Annotated in this window: 17 protein-coding genes and 1 other RNA gene; 8 read left to right on the plus strand and 10 right to left on the minus strand. The window is 52.4% G+C overall.

Going from position 1 to position 20351, the window contains the following annotated elements:
- Positions 1 to 38: 38 nt before the first annotated feature.
- Positions 39 to 1352: a Xaa-Pro aminopeptidase gene (gene pepP / locus SPL68_RS01050; RefSeq protein ID WP_323813208.1), complete on the minus strand. Its 1314-nt coding sequence runs from the start codon at positions 1350 to 1352 to the stop codon at positions 39 to 41.
- A 35-nt stretch (positions 1353 to 1387) separates the two neighbouring features.
- Positions 1388 to 1999 (minus strand): UPF0149 family protein, encoded by a 612-nt coding sequence (locus tag SPL68_RS01055; protein WP_323813209.1) that lies wholly within the window; start codon positions 1997 to 1999, stop codon positions 1388 to 1390.
- Positions 2000 to 2229: 230 nt separating this feature from the next.
- Here SPL68_RS01055 and SPL68_RS01060 point away from each other — a divergent pair, with 230 nt between their 5' ends.
- From SPL68_RS01060 to SPL68_RS01075, 4 genes are all read left to right on the plus strand, one after another.
- Positions 2230 to 2436 carry a TIGR02449 family protein gene (locus SPL68_RS01060; RefSeq protein WP_323813210.1) on the plus strand — a complete coding sequence of 69 codons (207 nt, stop codon included), beginning with the start codon at positions 2230 to 2232 and terminating at the stop codon, positions 2434 to 2436.
- 11 nt (positions 2437 to 2447) lie between these two features.
- Positions 2448 to 2747: a cell division protein ZapA gene (locus SPL68_RS01065; RefSeq protein ID WP_323813211.1), complete on the plus strand. Its 300-nt coding sequence runs from the start codon at positions 2448 to 2450 to the stop codon at positions 2745 to 2747.
- Between the two features lie 127 nt (positions 2748 to 2874).
- Positions 2875 to 3054, plus strand: a non-coding RNA gene (gene ssrS, locus SPL68_RS01070) — 6S RNA.
- Between the two features lie 45 nt (positions 3055 to 3099).
- Positions 3100 to 3738: a 5-formyltetrahydrofolate cyclo-ligase gene (locus tag SPL68_RS01075; RefSeq protein WP_323813212.1), complete on the plus strand. Its 639-nt coding sequence runs from the start codon at positions 3100 to 3102 to the stop codon at positions 3736 to 3738.
- Between the two features lie 546 nt (positions 3739 to 4284).
- Here SPL68_RS01075 and SPL68_RS01080 read toward each other — a convergent pair.
- Both SPL68_RS01080 and ilvA read right to left on the minus strand, forming a co-directional pair.
- On the minus strand, positions 4285 to 6882 hold the full coding sequence (locus SPL68_RS01080) for a family 20 glycosylhydrolase (RefSeq protein WP_323813213.1): 2598 nt from the start codon (positions 6880 to 6882) through the stop codon (positions 4285 to 4287).
- A 241-nt stretch (positions 6883 to 7123) separates the two neighbouring features.
- On the minus strand, positions 7124 to 8638 hold the full coding sequence (ilvA, locus tag SPL68_RS01085; RefSeq protein WP_323813214.1) for a threonine ammonia-lyase, biosynthetic: 1515 nt from the start codon (positions 8636 to 8638) through the stop codon (positions 7124 to 7126).
- Between the two features lie 263 nt (positions 8639 to 8901).
- Between ilvA and rpiA the strand changes: the two genes are divergently transcribed.
- Positions 8902 to 9576, plus strand: a complete 675-nt coding sequence (rpiA, locus tag SPL68_RS01090) for a ribose-5-phosphate isomerase RpiA (protein ID WP_323813215.1) — start codon at positions 8902 to 8904, stop codon at positions 9574 to 9576.
- 95 nt (positions 9577 to 9671) lie between these two features.
- Positions 9672 to 11291 carry a methyl-accepting chemotaxis protein gene (locus SPL68_RS01095; protein ID WP_323813216.1) on the plus strand — a complete coding sequence of 540 codons (1620 nt, stop codon included), beginning with the start codon at positions 9672 to 9674 and terminating at the stop codon, positions 11289 to 11291.
- An 86-nt stretch (positions 11292 to 11377) separates the two neighbouring features.
- On the opposite strand, the gene SPL68_RS01100 is transcribed toward SPL68_RS01095, so the two are convergent.
- A complete protein-coding gene (locus tag SPL68_RS01100) occupies positions 11378 to 12316 on the minus strand; it encodes a choice-of-anchor A family protein (protein WP_323813217.1) in 939 nt (312 codons plus the stop codon).
- Positions 12317 to 12572: 256 nt separating this feature from the next.
- Here SPL68_RS01100 and tsaA point away from each other — a divergent pair, with 256 nt between their 5' ends.
- The gene (tsaA, locus tag SPL68_RS01105; protein WP_416377403.1) at positions 12573 to 13343 is read left to right on the plus strand and encodes a tRNA (N6-threonylcarbamoyladenosine(37)-N6)-methyltransferase TrmO; all 771 of its coding nucleotides are present in this window, start codon (positions 12573 to 12575) and stop codon (positions 13341 to 13343) included.
- Positions 13344 to 13405: 62 nt separating this feature from the next.
- Here tsaA and SPL68_RS01110 read toward each other — a convergent pair whose 3' ends face one another.
- The 4 genes from SPL68_RS01110 to SPL68_RS01125 form a co-directional block, all read right to left on the minus strand.
- Positions 13406 to 14014: a DUF2780 domain-containing protein gene (locus tag SPL68_RS01110; protein WP_323813218.1), complete on the minus strand. Its 609-nt coding sequence runs from the start codon at positions 14012 to 14014 to the stop codon at positions 13406 to 13408.
- Positions 14015 to 14102: 88 nt separating this feature from the next.
- A complete protein-coding gene (locus SPL68_RS01115) occupies positions 14103 to 15347 on the minus strand; it encodes an MFS transporter (protein ID WP_323813219.1) in 1245 nt (414 codons plus the stop codon).
- Positions 15348 to 15479: 132 nt separating this feature from the next.
- Positions 15480 to 16280, minus strand: a complete 801-nt coding sequence (locus SPL68_RS01120; protein ID WP_323813220.1) for a siderophore-interacting protein — start codon at positions 16278 to 16280, stop codon at positions 15480 to 15482.
- Position 16281: 1 nt separating this feature from the next.
- Positions 16282 to 16749 carry a MarR family winged helix-turn-helix transcriptional regulator gene (locus SPL68_RS01125; RefSeq protein WP_323813221.1) on the minus strand — a complete coding sequence of 156 codons (468 nt, stop codon included), beginning with the start codon at positions 16747 to 16749 and terminating at the stop codon, positions 16282 to 16284.
- 261 nt (positions 16750 to 17010) lie between these two features.
- Between SPL68_RS01125 and serA the strand changes: the two genes are divergently transcribed.
- Complete coding sequence (gene serA, locus SPL68_RS01130) at positions 17011 to 18240, plus strand: phosphoglycerate dehydrogenase (protein WP_323813222.1); 1230 nt, start codon at positions 17011 to 17013, stop codon at positions 18238 to 18240.
- A 101-nt stretch (positions 18241 to 18341) separates the two neighbouring features.
- On the opposite strand, the gene SPL68_RS01135 is transcribed toward serA, so the two are convergent.
- Positions 18342 to 20306 (minus strand): putative bifunctional diguanylate cyclase/phosphodiesterase, encoded by a 1965-nt coding sequence (locus SPL68_RS01135; protein WP_323813223.1) that lies wholly within the window; start codon positions 20304 to 20306, stop codon positions 18342 to 18344.
- Positions 20307 to 20351: the final 45 nt, after the last annotated feature.

Here is a 20351-nt window from a genome sequence, read left to right on the forward strand (position 1 = left end):
GAGTTAAATGCCCCCAAATCGACTTCGGGGCAATATTTTTATTGCGCCATCAAGGCTTCAATTTCAGCGACGGTTTTGGGAACGTCTTTGGTAAGAATTTCATTGCCGTCTTTGGTGATTACTACATCGTCTTCAATGCGAATGCCGATGCCGCGCCATTTTTTCGCAACGCGTTCATTGTCGGGCGCAACATAAATGCCCGGCTCAACCGTCATTACCATGCCCGGCTCCAGCACGCGCCACTCGCCGCCGACTTTGTAATCGCCGACATCGTGTACATCCATCCCCAGCCAATGGCCAGCGCGATGCATATAAAATTCTTTATAAGCCTCGTTTGCGATTAATTCTTTTACATCGCCTTCAAGCAAACCGATTTTCACTAAACCTTCGGTGATAACACGCACAGTCGCTTCGTGTGGGTCATTCCAGTGTTTGCCCGGTTTACATTCGGCGATAGCTTCGAGCTGCGCTTGCAAACAAATGTCGTAAAGCACTTTTTGTTCGGGCGAGAATTTTCCATTCACAGGGAAAGTGCGGGTGATATCGGCAGCGTAATAATCCAATTCACAACCGGCGTCGATCAATACCAGATCGCCATTTTTGAGCGGCGCAGAATTTTCAATGTAATGCAGGATGCAGCCATTTTTTCCTCCGCCGACGATGGAGTTGTAGGCCGGAAAACGCGCTCCGCTCATTTGAAACTCGTGCATGATTTCAGCTTCGAGTTGATACTCCATCACGCCAGGTTTACTCGCTTTCATTGCACGCACATGGGCGCGTGCCGAAATTTCACCCGCTTCTTTCATCACGCGCAATTCGGCCGCACTTTTGAATAGGCGCATATCATTTAAAAAATGACTCAAATCCAAAAATTCACCCGGCGGTGTTGCGCCCGAGCGAACTTTTGCACGAATAGTGTTGACCCAATCCATTACGTGTTTATCGAATTCGCTGTCTTTACCCATTGAGTAATAAACGCGCTGACGGCCTTCGAGCAGACCCGGCAAAATTTCGTCGATATCATCGATAGGAAATGCATCGTCCGCATCAAATTCGCTGCACGCACCTTCAGGTCCTGCGCGATAGCCATCCCAAATTTCCCGCTCGCGATTGCGTTCGCGCACAAACAAAACGTATTCACCGTGATCGCGGCCGGGAATTAACACCAGCACCGCTTGCGGCTCTTCAAAACCGGAGAGGTATAAAAAATCGCTGTCCTGACGATAGTGATATTCGGTATCGCGGCTGCGCGGGCGCTCGGGAGCAGCAGGCACTATCGCAATGGAGTTTGGCTCCATCTGCGCCATTAATTGTTTACGACGGCGGGCAAATTCGGTTCTGGAAATTCTCATAACAACACGCGCAACCCTTTTTATGATCTAGTCGATTAGTGTAATTGATTGGACGCAGGCGCCATGCTGGCAGGATTGATGCGCTCATCTGCGTCAGCTGCAAACTCAAGGTAAAGCGAGTTGACTACCATGCGCACATATTCCGTCACTTCCATATAATCTGCTTCAGCGCTCGGCTCATCTTCTTCATCCGCTTGAATTTGGACGATGTTGGCGATGTCTTCCAGCATCTCTTCAAACTCTTCGGTGATAACACGCTTGCCTTGATGATCAACACTACCAAAACCAGTGAGGAAACCGTGACACCATTCGCTCAGTGCACGCACACGTTCATTCAGCAAATTGTCGTCATCCGGCAGCATTAACTTCAAATCGAATTGGCCGCGCAATTGATCGCAGGTGGTGTGATACAAACGGCTCAGCGCAACGCGCACTTGCTCATCGGGCGCGGCGATAAAATCGAGAAACTCCACCGCTTCCAACAACCAATTAATTTCACTCAAGCTAGCGCCGCCAGCCAATTTTCCGCACAACAGGCCGTGCAATTCTGACGGGCTATTTAAAGTGCCCAAGGGCGCCAGCAGGTTGGCGAGATCATCAAAATTCAGGGGAGTGAGCAGTTGCTCGGGGGAATTGGTATCAGTCATAAAAGCCTCTCAATCGCAGTGGGCGAATGCTATCACGATTGACCTTGGCGACTCTTCTATCTTTTATATAGCCTTTTATAAGGTTGATGCGGCTCAAGTAAAACCTGTTTGTTTATCATTTAATAAGGCGTAACTTCTCGAATTCACATTAACTTGAGCTATGCGATTGACCCCCCGCCAAGCGCGCAATATAGTGGGCGACCCGCGCTATTTATTGGTTATTTATTATCATGTCTGACGATCTGTTACTCGCCATCGAAACCAAACTGGATAAGCTGATCTTGTTGTGCAATCGCCTGCAACAAGAAAACAACGAGCTTAAAGCCCGCGAAAGCGAATGGCAGCGCGAGCGAGTACGTTTGGTCGAGAAGAACGAATTGGCGCGCAGCCGCGTAGAAGCCATGATCACCCATTTACGTAATCTGGACGCTGAGTAATCGAGGCACCGATGAGCAACGAAACCGTATTTGTAAAAATCCTCGATAAAGAGTACCAAGTTGCCTGCCCGCGCGAAGAGCGTCAGGCACTGGTGGAATCAGCGCAATTGCTGGATGAGCGTATGAAAGCCATTCGCGGCACAGGCGCGGTAATCGGACTGGAGCGCATCGCAGTGATGGCGGCGCTTAATCTGAGCCATGAATTATTGCAGGCAAGAACTTCAGGTGACAGCGGCGATAACCCAGCCAACCGCAGTGATTTATTGCGTTTAAATGAAAAACTGGAACGCGGTTTAGCCAATCTGGATTAATCGCAACCAGAAGTGTAAAACACACTGTTTTACCAGCCCCGTTTAAGACGATTAATTCCTAAACACTTCGATAAGCCAAGCATAATTTCATTTGCGGAAGGCCACCAACCTTGGGTTATACTGGCGCCACGCCCTGGAATGTTTGCAATCCAACAATGTCCTTGAGCCGATAAATGTTAGCCCGGCAGTATCTCGTTTGAGCTTGGTGTGCATGTCCGCCTGACGGAAAGCCTAAAAAGCCACAGGTATCGCCACCTTGAACCTTTGGGTTCAAGGCCAGCTTGGTACGCGGCATTTCGGGGTCTCTTAACTCACTTCTGAATCGCTTATCGCAAGGCTGTTTTGTTAGTTTATGACCGACACGCCTGATTCCCCATCCCAGCAAACTATTACCGATTCCTCACAGACCAAAAATCTGTTGCGCTGCGAATTGCGTGCACGCCGCCGTGCGCTGAATCCCACGCAACAAGCTCAAGCATCTACGCACCTACTGCGCCAATTGATGCAATTGCCACAATTTATGCGCGCGCGCTATGTGGCACTTTATATTGCTAATGATGGCGAAATAGATCCCGCACCGATTGCGCAGCAACTGTGGAAAATGGAAAAGCACTGCTATTTGCCCGTACTGCGCCCCGGCAACAACAAAGCCATGTGGTTTGTGGAATACACGCCCGACGCACTGCTGACCAAGAATCGTTACGGCATTCCCGAACCGGATTTCCGCCAGCAACATAAATTGCCTGCAACCTTGCTCGATGTGGCGTTAATGCCACTGGTTGGATTTGATCGCACAGGTGCGCGCTTGGGCATGGGCGGTGGTTTTTACGATACCACCTTCGCCTTCAAGCAAAAGAAGCAGGGCAACAAGCCCTATCTGATTGGACTGGCTCATAGCTGCCAGCAGGTTGAATCGCTCGCGACTGATAACTGGGACATTCCGTTATTTGCCGTCGCCACTGAACGCGAAATTATTCTGACGCAGAAATAAGCACAGCCCACAAATAATAACTCCCGCCGGGGCGGGAGCTATTATCAAAAATTCCGTTTACTTACCTGTTACTTCTCAGAGGGCGTTTCGACAGCAGCCTCTGCATAAGACACTAACGCGCCGACATCCAACAGGGTTACACATACTCCAAGGCAAAACAAAAAAATTACGACGGAGACGACATCAAATTTCATGACGGTAACCTTGCACACTATTATTTTTTAAACTGAAACATACTCCCTCATTGCCAACACCGCGGCACCATGCCGGAGGTGTGAACAAATAATAGGCAAGCTTTTAGCAGAATGAAACATGTGCCAAGACCAAAATCGCAAAATAACGCACAAAATTATAAAAATAATGCTTTTTATTAGTAGATTTTTAGCCAATCACAGAGAAAGCCTGACACAAGCAAGCCAAATACAGAAGAAACACACTGAAGGAGGCGACAGAAGAAGTACTGCAAAAATCAGGAATGACAACGAAAGCACTAACAGAAAAGAGACAAAGCGCATCCTTGCGCTGGTCGTATTTGAAAGAATGCGCTTAAGGCGCAGCAGTCACTACACGGCTGGTTGCATCACCTAAACGGCTGCGCAACATTACTGAGCCAGCTTTCACCGGAACAGCACCTGTATAGGCAACCCAAGTTTCACCCTGATTCAAGCTGATTTCAATTGCCAGACCTGGCAATGAGGTATTGGCCAACAGCTCGCCCTTTTCGATCACTGCACCCGGTGGCGGCAGGTAGAAATCGCCCCCTAAAGCCGCTAGTTTTGGCAACTCTTTATTGGTCAGCTGCACCGCAAATGTGGCCCAGTCAGCTGCGCGCGCAGCAGCATCGGGTCTGTCGCCTTCCCATGCAGCCTTGTGCCATGCACGCTCAGCCAAGGGAACTAAACGTGGATAAATCATCTGCTCCAACTGTGCCGCAGTGCGAATAGTTTCACTCCAGACTTGCCCCTGTATACCGCGCAGATTTTCCGGTTTTTCCAGCTTTGGCATAGCGCGGCCGACGAGCGCTTCCAAGTCATCAATTGGGGTGCCATTGCGAGTTTTATCGGCGTTGGCGTAGAGATTATCCGGCATAAAACCAAACACCTTGCCGATATCGGTATAACGCGCTGCCCAGTAGTAACCACGCTCTTCCGGGTTGGTTTCATGGGGATGGTCGAAGTACAAGTGCGTCGCCGCCGAAATGATTGGCTCATAACCCGCGTTCGCCAAACGATAAGCGCGGTCAGCAACGCCCCACTCCCAGATGTTATCCCACGCATTTGCCAATACGTGTTTGTTGGCGAATTGGCTGCGGTTGAAGGTGTTGGTGGCGTCGTACATCAAGCCATCTTCCCAGCCCGCCAAGTCCAAGCCACGCATAGCGGTGATCGCCGCAACCTTACTCACAAAATAAGGTTTAAGGTCGCCCGGCCCGGCAACGCCCATTTCACCTTTGGCGAAAAGTGCATTGCACGCGGGTGATGCAGTCCATGAACCGGCGCCGGTTTCATCGCCGCCCATATGGAAAGTGACGAGCTTGGTACCCGCTTTGCGATACATTTGTTGCAGCTCGTACACCACTTTATCGACAAACGCATAGGTGGATGGCAAGCAAACGTTGATCGAGTTATCGGTGTAGTTTTGTACGGTGAGGTACTGGGATTTGTCTTGCGGATCGGACAACAAATACTGTTCAGCTTCGGCTTTTTTGCCCGCTTTCAGCAGTTTTTTGTAGCGCGCTTCCATCGACTTCACCGCTGCACGCGCATGACCGGGCATATCGATTTCAGGAATAACCTGGATATGGCGCGCGGTTGCAAACTTCACAATCTCGATAAAATCATCGGTTGTGTAAAAACCATTACCAGAACCGGATTTGTGCGGGCCTGTACCCAATTGTGTGAGCAGACAGCTGGTTTCGCTCAGATCAAAACAGCGCTGCGCGCCCACCTCGGTCAGCTCCGGCAAACCGGGGATTTGCAAACGCCAGCCTTCGTCCTCAGTCAAATGCAAATGCAACTTGTTGAGCTTGTAGCGCGCCATCTGCTCGATCAAACGCAGAGTCACATCCTTACCGTGGAAGTTGCGCCCCATGTCGTACATCATGCCGCGCCAGCGGTAGCGCGGTGCATCTTTCGCACTCAACTGCGGCACGCTGTGGCTGGCAGCAACCTGCGCGGGCAACAGGCTCAACACACTTTGGATACCGTAAAACGCACCGGCGTTATCGCTACCGACGATGGTGATATTGTCAGCGGCGATATTCAGGCTGTAGCTCTCAGCTTCACCGATAGCAGGATCTACCTTCAACTCAATGGTTTTGGCCGACGAAACCACCACTCCACCAGTTGCATCGGGAAGCGACGATTTGCTTTCCAGCTCGATACCCGCCGCTTTTAATTGCCCGGCCAGATATTTCGCCTCGCCCGTCAGACGACCGGAGTAACTGATTTTCCAGCTGTTATCGATGGTAGCGGTGCCTTTGCGATATTTCACTTCAGCGGGGGTGGGGATAATTTGGGGAGCGGTATCCAGCTTGGCCGCAGCCTTATTGACCGCGAGGTTATCCTGATAGCGCGATGTCGCTGTGGCGATTGGGTAGCGATCATCCGCAAAACGCTGCAATTGCTCAGGCTTGGTAAACGACTCGACAAAATCCTTGATGTTTTCGGTGTCGGTATTGGCAAACACCTCCGCCGTTAAACCCTGCTGGGTGATAAACGCGCGCGGCATAAAATCGGTAAAACTCACCATGCTCGCGCTGGCGGTGTAAGGCACTTGCACACTCGCACCCTTGGCCAAACCTTTGAAGCTCGCAGTGGGCGACAGTTCATGCAAATCGCCCTGCACATGGCGCAGGCTCAAACCTTCAACTTGAGTCGAATCCAACTTGCGCACCGAATGGAAGTAGATTTTCCAATCACCCGCGCCCGCAGGCAAAGCGGCATCTGACTCGTTATTCAAAATCACATGGGCTTTTGGTTTGTCGCCAAGGTTACTGATCACCCCAAAACGCAACTGGGCATTTTCCGCAAACTCGCTGAGTTGTTGCTGACTGAGATTGGCGGCGAAAGCGCTCTGGGCAAGCCCCAGCGCCAGTGTCAACGCGCCCAAACGCGCAAATAGAGGACGACCTGCAGATTTCATCGGATGCTCCAGCCTTTTTATGTAATGAATTCGTATATTGGTAAATACGCACGCGCGATGGCGCAATTTTATACTGACAACGTTGTCCAGATTACACCAAAAATCCGGTTTCGCCAGCGTCTGAACATAAATTAACCCTTCACCAAATCAACTAAGGATAGCTGCTCACATCTAAAAGTCTGGACGATAAAACGACAAAGGGCGCCGAAGCGCCCTTTGTCGATAACACATCACTTTAGGTTTAACCCAAAAAGAACTTGTAGGCTTCATTTTTGGTTTCATCCCAATAGGGATAATTCAGCTCGTTCAAAAACGCTTTCAGCTCGGTGTAATCCTTCTTCGGCACTTGTAGCCCTACCAATACGCGGGCAGCCGCTGAGCCGTGGTTGCGATAGTGGAACAGCGAAATATTCCAGCGACCGGCCACTTTGGTGAGGAAGGTCATAAGCGCGCCCGGGCGCTCGGGGAACTCAAAGCGATAGAGAACTTCATCGGTGATCTGCGGAGCATGGCCACCAACCAAGTGACGGATATGCAATTTCGCCAGCTCGTTTTCAGTCATATCTACTAAGTCGTAACCCTGCGCGCGCAACTCAGCAACCAAATCCGCGCGGTCAGTACCACCAGCCGCGACCTGCACGCCCACAAAAATACGTGCATCGTTTTCGTCAGCATAGCGATAGTTAAATTCGGTGATATTGCGCTTGCCCAGCGCCTTACAGAATTCTTTATAAGCACCGCGACGCTCAGGGATGGTCACTGCCAAAATCGCTTCGCGCTGCTCACCAATTTCAGTGCGCTCGCTGATGTAGCGCAGGCGGTCAAAATTGGTATTGGCGCCACTGTCGATGGCTACCAGCGTCTGACCGGTGATGCCTTTTTCTGCCACATACTTTTTCAAACCTGCGACGCTGGTGCCGCCCGCCGGCTCGGCGATGGAGCGAGTGTCTTCAAAAATATCTTTGATGCCTGCGCAAATTTCATCGTTGCTTACGGTGATGCATTCATCGACGGTTTTGCGCAGCACACGGAAAGTTTCCTCACCGATTTGCGCCACAGCGATACCGTCGGCAAAGATGCCTACTTGTGGCAGTACCACGCGCTTTTTCTTTTCTATCGCCGCTTTTAAACAGGCCGACTCTTCCGCTTCTACCGCGATAATTTTGGTGTTGGGACGCAAGTATTTCACATAAGCCGCGATACCCGCCGCCAATCCGCCGCCGCCAACGGGAACAAAAATGGCATCGATATGACCGGGATACTGGCGCAGAATTTCCATCGCCACTGTACCTTGGCCAGCAATGACATCCGGGTCGTCAAACGGATGAACGTAGGTCAGCCCCTTTTCTTCCACCAGTTTTTTAGCGTGGGCAGAAGCTTCGTCGTAGCTGTCGCCATGCAATACCACTTTGGCACCGCGCGCTTTAACCGCATCGACTTTAATCGCCGGTGTGGTGCGCGGCATCACAATAGTCGCCTTAACTCCCATATGTTGCGCACCCAGCGCCAAGCCCTGTGCATGGTTACCAGCCGAGGCCGCAATCACACCGCGCGCGCGCTCATCTTCAGAGAGCATTTGCAGCTTGTTGTAAGCGCCGCGCAATTTGAACGAAAACACCGGCTGCAAATCTTCGCGTTTGAGCAGTACTTTGTTGCCGGTGCGAGTCGATAGCAAACGGGCGTAATCGAGCGGAGTTTCTATCGCCAGATCGTAGATACGGGCGTTGAGGATACGTTTTATGTAGGTTTCAGGCATGAGAAGTCTTGCTTAATAGAAAGAAAAAGTCGCCGCAGTGTAAACAATTTAGCCGCCGCTGGCACGGCGAATATCCGTATAATGTGGCAAGTTTTTCGGCAATCACCCACGAATTTCACTCGTAGCCATCGGTGCGGGTTTGGTGATCGAGACTGTCTGAGACAGGGACGTCGAAGACAAGCCCCCATGGATGGGTTTACGGCGCGTCTCGATCACCAAACCCGTACTGATGGCGAACTCACAATAGCAAAATCGAGATCACCATGACCCAAGATCAACTCAAACAAGCCGTTGCGCGCGCAGCGATTGAATACATCAAACCTAAACTGTTCAGCGATTCAATTATCGGCGTGGGCACAGGTTCGACTGCTAACTTTTTTATCGATTATCTGGGCGAAATCAGCGATCGCTTTGCCGGTGCTGTAGCCAGTTCCGACGCCTCGGCCGAGCGCTTGAAAAAACTCGGCATCGACGTGCTCGACTGCAATTCAGTGAGCGAGCTGGTGGTTTATGTTGATGGTGCCGACGAAAGCAACGCTTACCTGCATTTGATCAAAGGCGGCGGCGCGGCCTTAACGCGCGAGAAGATTGTGCGCGCAGTTTCCAAAGAATTTGTGTGCATCGCCGATGGCAGCAAATGGGTCGATGTGCTGGGCAAGTTTCCGCTACCGGTAGAAGTTATCCCTATGGCGCGTTCTTATGTTGCACGCGAGCTGGTGAAACTGGGCGGCGCACCTGTGTATCGCGAAGGTGTAGTGACGGATAACGGCAATGTGATTCTCGATGTCCACAATCTGCAAATTGTCGACCCAGTCGGTTTGGAAACGGCCATCAACCAAATTACCGGCGTGGTCACCAACGGCCTGTTCGCCGCCAAAGGCGCAGATGTTTTATTGCTTGGCACCAGTGAAGGCGTTAAAACCATCTTTTCTCGCTAAACCTGTGTAAAAAATATACACACCTCCCTGCTTGTCGCCTGTTCTTTCCTATACTCGAAGGGTCAACTGACCTTTCGAGCACCCCCGAGGCATTTATGTTTTCCCTATCGAGTATTCAAAGCCGTCTGATCGTTGCTGTCAGTGCCGGTGTATTGCTGTTTATCATCATTAGCGGCATTGCCATTTCCCTGCTCAACCAAGCGATTGGCGATTACAACCAGCTAATCGCCGGCTCAGTTGCACAGGAGCGCAGCATCAACGCCATGAACTTCAAATTCAAAGTGCAGGTGCAGGAGTGGAAAAACGTGCTGCTGCGGGGTAAAGATCCACAAAAACTGGCGCAATACTGGAACCAGTTTGAGGAGATGCACAATGCCATCCAGCGCGAAGGGGCTGAGCTGGATTCGCACTTAAGCGGCGATAGCCATCTCAAAGTTGAAGCCTTTTTGCGCGCGCATCAACAGGCATTCGGTCGCTATCAAACCGGATTGGAAGCTTTTAAAGCAGCGGGATTTGATGCCGCTGCGGGCGACGCGGCCGTCGCTGGTATCGATCGCGAACCAACTACCCTACTGCAGGAATCCGCGGAGCTGATCAGCGCTCAGGTCGCGCAAACCACCGAACACAATTTAGAGCGCAGCCAGCGAGTTTCCTTTTGGGCGAACAGTTTGATTGTATTGGGCGCGATTGCGGTGGTGTTTTTGGTGCTGATGATTCTGCGCAAGAGTCTGTTGCAGCCGCTGGCGCTGATCAATGACCACTTGGGTCAGCTGGCCGACGGCAATTTCCGCCAGCCGCTGCGTTTTAGCGGCTCGGGTGAGCTAGGGCGTTTAAGCGCAAATATCGATAAGGTGCAGCAAAGCGTGGCCGAGGTGATTACTGCCGTGCAGCAATCCATGAACACCCTGACCCAAGCCTCCAATTCCATCACCAAAAGCTCCTCGTCGCTCGCGGGTTATGCCGATGAAACCCACCACGCGACCGATCAGGTATCTGCCGCCATCACTGAAATGAGCAATACCGTACAGGAAGTGGCAACTAACGCCAGCGGCGCCGCTGAAGCAGCGCAATCCGCAGACGACAGCGCCCGCAGCGGTTTGAAAGTGATGGATAACACCCTGAATGCGATCAACTTATTAAGTAAAGAGGTGGATCACGTAGGTACTGCGATGGACAAGCTGGAGCAGGATACCAACCGTATTGGCAGCGTGCTCGATGTGATCAAAAACGTGGCCGAACAGACCAATCTGCTGGCGCTCAACGCCGCCATTGAAGCTGCGCGCGCCGGTGAACAGGGGCGCGGTTTTGCGGTGGTCGCCGATGAAGTTCGCTCACTCGCCAAACGCACCCAAGACTCCACCGCCGAAATCCAGCAGATCATTGAAGCGGTACAACTGGGCGCCGCCAAGGCGATGCAGGCAATGAAAACCAGCCAGGAAAAAACCGATGTTACTCTGGAGATGGCAGGCCAAGCGGGGCAATCGATCAACCAAATTACCCAATCCATCTCGTCGATTTTGGGCATGAATATGCAGATCGCCACTGCCGCCGAAGAGCAGAGTTACGCGGCGGAGGAGATCAACAAAAACGTGGTGAAAGTGGCCAACCTGATCAGCGATCTCAACCGCGATGCACAACAGTCGGCGCAGATTGCGCGCCAACTGGACAGCACCGCCAAGGGCTTGGAAAACCAGATCGCGCACTTTGCGATTTAGTTTACCACCTGGGTGTTACGCAAACCGTAGACATAAAAAAACCGGGCAATCCCGGTTTTTTATTCATCCTTGAGAACTACTCACCATTAGTCACGGCGGCGTAGGCGTCCCAAACTCAGCATTCCTAAACCCGCCATCAGCAACATCAGAATTGATGGCTCTGGCACGGGAAACTGTTGGGTTTCGGGCGGGGTGTAATCCCAGTAAAAGTTATGGATTTGACCAGAACCGGTGTAGGACTTGGCCGCCAGTGAACCATCGATATCGTTCATGATGCTGACATCCGCATCGACCGCCAACACATTGCCGCGCCAGCCGTTGCCCAGATTCAAGCTGGTAGCATCGTAGAAGTTCCACAGAATGTTGTTGTAGTTGCCAAAACCGCTACCGCTCAGGTTGACTGAACCCGGGTTGCTCAAATCTGTACCAGAAACGTTAATCACCACATTGGCGGCATTGCCAAAATCCAGCTGCCAGTTGGCGTTGTTGGCAAACAGGTCTGCGCCAGCAATATTGAATACCACCAAGCTGGTCGCCAGACCGCTGTAACTCAGGCTAGTACCAGTTACATCGCCAGTGATGCCGAAACCGCGATAAAAATCTGATTCATCGCTCAGGTCACTGTAAAAGCCATCCAGTTTATCGGCGACAGCAGTAACATCATCCAATTTACGCACACAGGAATTCTGCGCTAAACCTGACTCGTTGCAGTTCAGATTAGTAATCGATTTGGTGCCGCCATAACCCAAATAACCGTTTTGGATAGTCAAATTAGGCGATTGCACATTGCCTATCACTTCAACGTTATTGGTGGCGTTGAAAGCGGAATCAGTGAGGTGCGAGCCAAATTCACCACTGGAATTCAGGTCGCCACCGATAACGGCTTGGCCGTAAACCTTCACATTACTGGTGGTATGCAAATCGCCAAACAAAATCAGGTTGTAATCGCTTAAAGGGCCGGCGGCGGCCAACATCGGTAGCGAGGTCAGGCTCGCAATACCGAGTAGTTTGGAATAAAAGTTCATAACAGAGTCCATGCTAGTAGTGTTGTATTCTTTTAATAAGCGCTACTCAGCACAGACCGTGCCTATTTTAAAATTTCGTTGCGCATCAATGATAGGCGCCAGTTTTTGCCAAACTCATCACACTAAAGTGTCAATTTCGCCGACACTTATTAAATGACAGCGCAGGACACCCGCCAATCAATAAAAATAAGCAATTCGTATCTGTCACCGCAATTAACAATCCCCAGCCAAAAAACGGTTGAGCCACGCGATACTTTTGCCTAGCCTTGCGCATCACCTCTACGCAGCGATCACTATGGAATTCAGCTTTCCCGCCATTGGCATTGTTCACTCCTGTTTTAAGGAGAAATTCGGTATTCCACGCCAACCCGGTTTGGCACCGCTGGCGCGCGCCGAGATAGAACTGCTCCCGCCTTATGACGACAAAAGCGCCTTTGATGGACTGGAGGGTTGCACTCACCTGTGGGTGCAGTTTGTATTCCATATGAACAGGCATGCAAACAAGCGCGAGGAGTGGAAACCCAAAGTCAAACCGCCGCGTTTGGGCGGCAATAAAAGCCTTGGCGTATTTGCCACCCGCTCGCCTACCCGACCGGCGCCGATTGGGCTGTCGGTGGTGCGTTTTGAAGGTGTGATCGAGTACGAGGGAAAATTGCTGGTACAGATTAGCGGAGTGGATTTGCTGGAAGGCACGCCGGTGCTGGATATCAAACCCTATGTGCCCTATGTAGATGCAGTGCCAGACGCCCAAAACAGCTTCGCCGCCGCGCCACCGGAACTGATCGCTGTGGATATTCCCGCCGATCTGCTAGCACAGTGCGCCGATTACCAAACCCGCACCGGCACTGATTTGGCCGGACTTATCACCCAAATCCTGCAACAAGACCCGCGCCCGCAGTATCAGCAACCCGACCCTGAGCGGATTTATGGCATGAAGTTATTGGATCTGGATGTGCAGTGGCGCTACCTCAGCGATGGCCAATCGCACCGGATTTGCCTCTGCGCCATTCTGCACAGCGCAGAGTAAATCCAAACAGTAAAAAACCCCGCGCAGCTCTCGCCACGCGGGGTTTTTCTTGCGCATCCGCCTTACTGCGGCAGTACGCTCATCAAAGCAGTGTTCAGCAGGTCTGCAGTCTCTGGCATGGTGCCGTTTTGCAGATAGCCAACAGCGATGTTGGTGAATTGCGAAATCATGTCCGGACTCAAGCCCAGCGATGAGAATTGCGATACCAGCTGCGATGCCGCTTTGGTACTGGCGCTGTAGTTAGCTGCCGCACCCAGAGCGCTACCCAACAAATCATTCTTCTTGGCTGATTTAACCGCAGGTGCGGCGGCGAGCAGTGCATCGGCATTAGGGATAGCACTGAGCAGGGAGCTGTAATCGCCACCGCTCATCAAACCCTGCGCGGCTTGCAGAAGCGAACCCATTCCGCCAGTCGCTTGAGTTTCAGTCACACCCAGCCCTTCAGTCAGCATAGGCACCAGCGCCATAGCGGTTGCGGCAGTATCGCCCGCTGCTGTAGCGGTGGTAGTGGCAGCGGTGGTCGCAGCAGAGGTAGCCGCTGTTTTCACAGACTCCGCCTGCGCGCTTGCTGTCGCTTTAGCCTGTGCTTTCAGGGTGTCCCCAAGGCTCATTTGCGCATGCGCTTGTGTACTGATAAAACCAACCAAAGCGATTGAGAGTAACTTTTTCATACAAGATGGATCCTTTTACGTGTGAAATAACGCGTGCAGCATAGTCGCTTAACTAAGCCATCGCCACCCGAAATCGAAATTTTAGTTATTAATCCTGAGCGACTTTCGCTTGCTGCACTGCGCGCTTGGCATCAATCACCATCCAGTAAAACATGCCCAATCCAGCAGCAGATAAGATCACTCCCACCCAGCCGGTGGAGGCATAACCCAAGCCGGCATCAATCGCCAAGCCACCCAAAAACGCACCCGCGGCATTGGCAAAGTTAAACGCTGAATGGTTCATCGCCGCCGCCATAGTTTGTGCCTTACCAGCAACGTCCATCAGGCGAATTTGCACCGCTGGGCCGATGACAACCACAGTGCCCACGCAGAATACGGCGATACAGGCGAGCCAGAGTACTGGCGCGACCAAGGCGAAGAAGGCGCAGGCGATCATCGACCAGATCAGGCAGCGCTTGATGGTGCCGAGCAGGTCGCGGTCGGCCATGCGTGAGCCGAAAATATTACCCACCACCATGCCCGCGCCGAACAGTGCCAACACAAAAGGCACGCCCATTTCGGTGAGTCCGGCAAGGCTCATCAGCGTCGGTTTGACGTAGGAGAAGATGGAAAACAGGCCGCCGAAACCAATCGCACCAATTCCCAAAGTGATCCACACCTGACGATTGCCAAACATCGACAACTCATGGGACACACGGCCACCTTCCTGCGCCGGTTCATAGGGCACGAATTTGACGATGCAAATCGCCGATGCCAATGCGATCACTCCCACCAGCACAAACGCCGAGCGCCAGCCGAGCCATTGCCCAAGCGCGGTGGCGATGGGGACACCGGCGAGTGTCGCAATTGAAAGCCCCAGCATTACATAGGCCACCGCGCGGGTGCGCATATGTGCTGGTGCGAGCGAGGCCGCCACGAGCGAGGCGATACCAAAGAAGGTGCCGTGCGGAAAGCCGCTGAGCAGGCGCAATACCAGCATCAACTCATAATTTGGTGCCAAAGCGCTGGCAATATTGGCGATGGCGTACAACCCCATCAGAAACACCAACATGCGCGTGCGCGACCGGCCGGTGCTCAAAATCGCCAATAGCGGGGCGCCTAACACCACCCCCAAGGCGTAGGCACTGATCGAGTGCCCGGCCTGGGGGATGCTAATCGCAAGGGAAGAGGAAATTTCGGGCAGTAAGCCCATAGAGATAAATTCGCCCACACCTATCGCAAAACTGCCCAAGCCCATGGCGAGGAGCGCGATATAGAAAGTAGTGGAGGGTTTTTCGCGGGTGAGTTCAGGGGAAGAGCTGGATGATAACGAAGGGGGTACTGACGATGACAAATCCTAAAACCTCAGGAAGGGGATTTTCTACAGCAGACAATCCGAGCGGCCATTATAGAGGCCCTTTGTTGCTGAGTAATGTTGTAAATAACTATAAGCGGGCTTGGTGTGCCCGCCCCAATGCTTTACGTTTTAACCGATGGGCATGCCTTCTTGCTCTGCATCATCGCGTTTGGCGACTTTGTGCTGATCTTCGCTATTGCCGATTTTCCAGTAGCTGGAAATATACAAGTGCGATTTGGCGACATCCCGCTCGCGAAAAAACTGGCGCAATACGCGCATGCTCGCAAATTCACAGGCCGCCCAAACCGATACTTGCCCCTCCGGCCATAACAACTTATCGAGATAATTGTGCAGGGTCGCACCCTCTGGGTCGGGCGTCGGGTTGATTACCCAATGCAGCTGTACTTGTTCAGGATGCTCCAGCGGCTGGATATCCGCCTCGCTGTGCACTTCCAGCAGCGCAAAGCCGCGCGCATCGGGAGGCAACTGCGCCAGATTGACGCTAATCGCCGGCAGCGCGGTCATATCGCCGACTAACACAAACCCATCCGCTTCCAGATTGATCAGCTTTTTGGAGCCAGGGCCGCCCACCAGAATGGTATCGCCGGGCTTGGCGTTGAGCGCCCAGCCGGAGGCAGGCCCGGCGATATCGTGAATCACAAAATCTACATCGATTTCGGTCGCGCGCTGATGGCGAACCGTGTAGGTGCGCATCAGCGGGCGGGCTTCGCCCTGCTGGGGAAACAGCAGTTTGATATAGGCGCTTTCCTGATCCGGTGGAAAACCTGCAAGTTCATCGCCCCCCAGGGTTATGCGCAGCATATGTGGAGTCACATAGGTTGAGCGGATGACCTGCAAATCCCGCGGCGCGGGGCGTCTCGTTTCTGATTTCACTTCGAGTCTGATTTCGGGTTTTGCATCAAATGTCATTTCAGTTATCTCCACTGGTCGCGAGGGATTCATCGCCTTTGAGGTTTCCTGCCATCATCTTGGCGATGCGCATAAAGCTGGCGATTTCATCGTCCGTCAGGCGTTGCGTCATACGTGCGATGGTTTGGTTTTCCAATTCCGAAAGCTGCGCCATAACCGCTTCACCTTGGTCCGTCGGGCGTAGCAACTGGCTGCGGCGATCTGCAGGGTTATCGACTTTGATGATCAACCCTTCATCCAATAACTCTTTGAGCACCCGGGTGATTTGCGCCTTATCACGCTGCATACGGTTGCCGATGGATTGCGCGGTGCATTCGGGATTGCGGCACACGCCTTTAAGCACACGGATATGGGTAATCGGCAGCGCGATTTCCTGTGCGCGAATCGCCTCGCGCAAACTGCTTTTGTAGCTGTGCACCAGATGATGCAGAGCATCACCGAGGGAATTGCCTGAGGATTTGGGTCTCATAACACCTCCAATTAGTTGACATAGTCAACCATATAAAAATAAGTTGATAGTGTCAACCAAAAACCCCATACCTCAGTACGCCCACCAACTGTTATGTACCAGAGCACCTTATCTGCCACTGCTTTTCCCGCAGTCGCCTGTGATATGATGCGCGCCTTTTTCAGCCAGCCGTGTTCAGTCCGGCCTCTTCCCGTCTCCCGTTCGATGCCTCAGCTCCCGGAGACGCCGCTGCACCGATTTCACAATTTAGGAGTTGTTCCCATGAGCAAGACCTCGTTAGACAAAAGCAAGATCAAGTTTCTGTTGCTGGAAGGCGTACACCAGTCGGCGGTAGATACCCTGAACGCGCAGGGCTATACCAACATCGATTACCTGAAAACCGCACTGGGTGAAGATGAGCTGATCGAACGCATTCAGGATGCGCACTTCGTTGGTCTGCGTTCGCGCACCCAACTGACCCGCCGCGTATTTGAAAATGCGCCCAAGTTGATCGCTGCTGGCTGCTTCTGCATCGGCACCAACCAAGTGGATTTGAAAGCCGCACAAGAACACGGTGTTGCGGTATTTAACGCGCCCTACTCCAACACTCGCTCGGTTGCCGAGTTGGTAATCGCCGAAGCGATTCTGTTGCTGCGCAATATTCCTCAGAAAAACTTTGTGTGCCATCGCGGCGGCTGGGATAAGTCTGCCGTTGGCTCTTACGAAATTCGCGGCAAGACCCTCGGCCTGATCGGCTACGGTTCTATCGGTAGCCAAACCAGCGTATTGGCTGAATCGCTCGGTATGAAAGTGCGCTTCTACGATGTAGTCACCAAACTGCCTCTGGGCAACGCTTCACAAGTGCGCGAATTGGATGAACTGCTGGCGACCTCTGACATTATCAGCCTGCACGTGCCAGAGAATGCATCGACGCAAATGATGATTGGCGCGCGCGAAATCGGCCTGATGAAACAAGGCGGCATTTTGATTAACGCCTCGCGCGGAACTGTTGTCGATATTGATGCCTTGGCTAACGCGGTTAAATCCGGCCATATCGCTGGCGCTGCTATCGACGTATTCCCGGAAGAGCCAAAAGCCAATGGCGATGAATTCATCAGCCCGTTGCGCGGCTTGGACAATGTGATCCTGACTCCGCACATCGGCGGTTCCACTATGGAAGCGCAGGAAAACATCGGTGTCGAAGTTGCTGAAAAGCTGGCCAAGTACTCCGACAACGGCACCACCACCAGCTCGGTCAACTTCCCGGAAGTTGCGCTGCCTGGTCACCCGGACGCACACCGCTTGTTGCACGTACACGCCAACGTTCCGGGCGTGCTGTCGAAGATCAACAAAATCTTCTCCGACAACCAAATCAATATTTCTTCCCAGTACCTGCAAACCAACGACAAAGTTGGCTATGTAGTAGTGGATATCAACTCGCCTTACGATGAAGCCGCACTGGAGCAATTGAAGGCGATTGAAGGGACGATTCGTTGCAGAGTGCTGTTCTAAGTCGCTGCAGAGTTTTGCTCTAATCCTCGCAAACAGACATCAGTAAATAAAAACGCCGCAATCTGAAAAGACTGCGGCGTTTTTATTTGCGCTGAATCAGATTAACGGTGGCTCGCCAGCCAAGCGGTGGCATCGACCACGCTGAGCGGTTTACTCAGGTAATAACCTTGCCCTTCGGTACAGCCTTGGGCGCGCAGCCATTCCAGTTGTTCGAGGGTTTCTATGCCTTCGGCCACCATATCGCGCTTGAGGTTGCGGATCAGGGTCATCATGCCGTGTACCAGTTCATCGCCCTCTGGTGTACCCAAGCGGCGCACAAAACTCATATCGATTTTAATGATATGGAACGGCAGTTTTTGCAGGTAAGAGAGCGATGAATAACCAGTGCCGAAATCGTCCATCGCCAGCGTAATGCCCGCGCTCGCCAACCGCTGCAAGCTGGCCAGTACAAAATCCAGATTTTCCATTGCCGCACTTTCGGTGACCTCCAACTCCAACTGCGCCGGATTCACCCCGCTTGCCTGCAACTGCGCCAGCACGCTATCGACAAAATCGACTCTCGCCAATTGGTTCATGGAGATATTCACCGCGACCCGCCCCAATGGCAGGCCGTCATCCACCCAGGTCTTAATCTGTTGCAGCGCTTGCTGCAGAATCCAATCGCCGAGTGGATTGACAAAGCCCGACTCTTCAGCCATGGGAATAAACTCGCCCGGACTCACAAAGCCATCAGGCGCATTCCAACGAATCAGCGCCTCAAAACTATCACCCATGTGATGGCTATTCAGCGCTACTCGCGGCTGGTACACCAATTGGAACTCGCCCTGCGCCAGCGCCTGACTCATGCGCCCAACCAGATATTGGCGGCGGCGCCCCTGCTCCATAAAAGTTTCATCAAACCGAACAACCTGCCCGCGCCCGCGGCTTTTGGCCTGAATCAGCGCCGACTGCGCCTGCTGCAACACTTTTGTTGGCACCCGCACCAGCGCTGTCGGCAGATAACCCATGCCGGCGCTTATCTCAACTACCAAGCCCTGCCCCAGATCTACCGGCTCCTGAATCAGGCGATGCAAAGCCATCATCCGCTCCTGTTGAGTAGTGACAAACACAAAATGATCGCCTTCAAAGCGCACGCCAATTTCATCGGACTGCAAAAAACCAAGCAAGCGCTGGCCGATGGATTTGATCACTTGATCGCCCTGTTCGTGGCCAAAAGCTTCATTGATACGCCCGAGGTTATCCAACCCGATCATCGCTAGCATCATGGGTGGGAGCTCGGCCAATTTTCGCAGCAGATGGGAACGGTTGGGCAGGCCGGTTTTCTCGTCGTGCGCGGTTAACCATTCCAGATGCTGCGCATAATCAAGGCGTTCGCGGCGGTTTTGATAAATGTAGAGCAGGCTAATGGCACTTAACGCCAAGGGCAAACCCACAGCGCCCAGAGGTAAAGCATCGATCAACCCCAGTCGCGCCGCCATTCCCTGCATACTTAAGATGAAGTAAATCAGCAGTGTCACGGCCACCATTGCATCCAGCCAAAAACGTGTCTTCCACCAGGCGATCCACATCAGCAAAGTCGCCCAACCCACCGTCAAGGCAATCCAAACCGCGCATACCACTATCCAGGCACCAACTTCGGCATCCACACCAACCAGTGTTTCCCCCCAAGGAAAATGAACAGACTTGAATCCAGAAATCGATTGATACTGCAAACCATAGGGCAACAAGGTGTTTGCCACTAATAAGGCGAGCAGGAACGACGCCAGGAGCCAAAAGAACCATCCCAAGGGGTGCATGACTCGCCGCAAAACAAACCACAGTAAAAGCAGGATCGCAATCAACGCAGATGCCACACCCAGTTTGTATACCGGGATAAAAACGGCTAAATCCGCAGCCTGAAACTCGTAAATTCGACAGCCAACAAACACGCTATAAAGCAAGCTGATCAGCGATAACACCAGATGCTTGCTGTAATCACGCTGCGTAAAACAAACGATCACATGGTAGAGAAATACGGAGATCAATATGCCGATAATGGCACCAGAGATAGGAATAACTATCGACACACTTGTCTCCGCAACAGAATGTACATATCCAATTTACTCAAGTGA

This window comes from Cellvibrio chitinivorans, from assembly GCF_035117775.1.
Classification (GTDB): domain Bacteria; phylum Pseudomonadota; class Gammaproteobacteria; order Pseudomonadales; family Cellvibrionaceae; genus Cellvibrio; species Cellvibrio chitinivorans.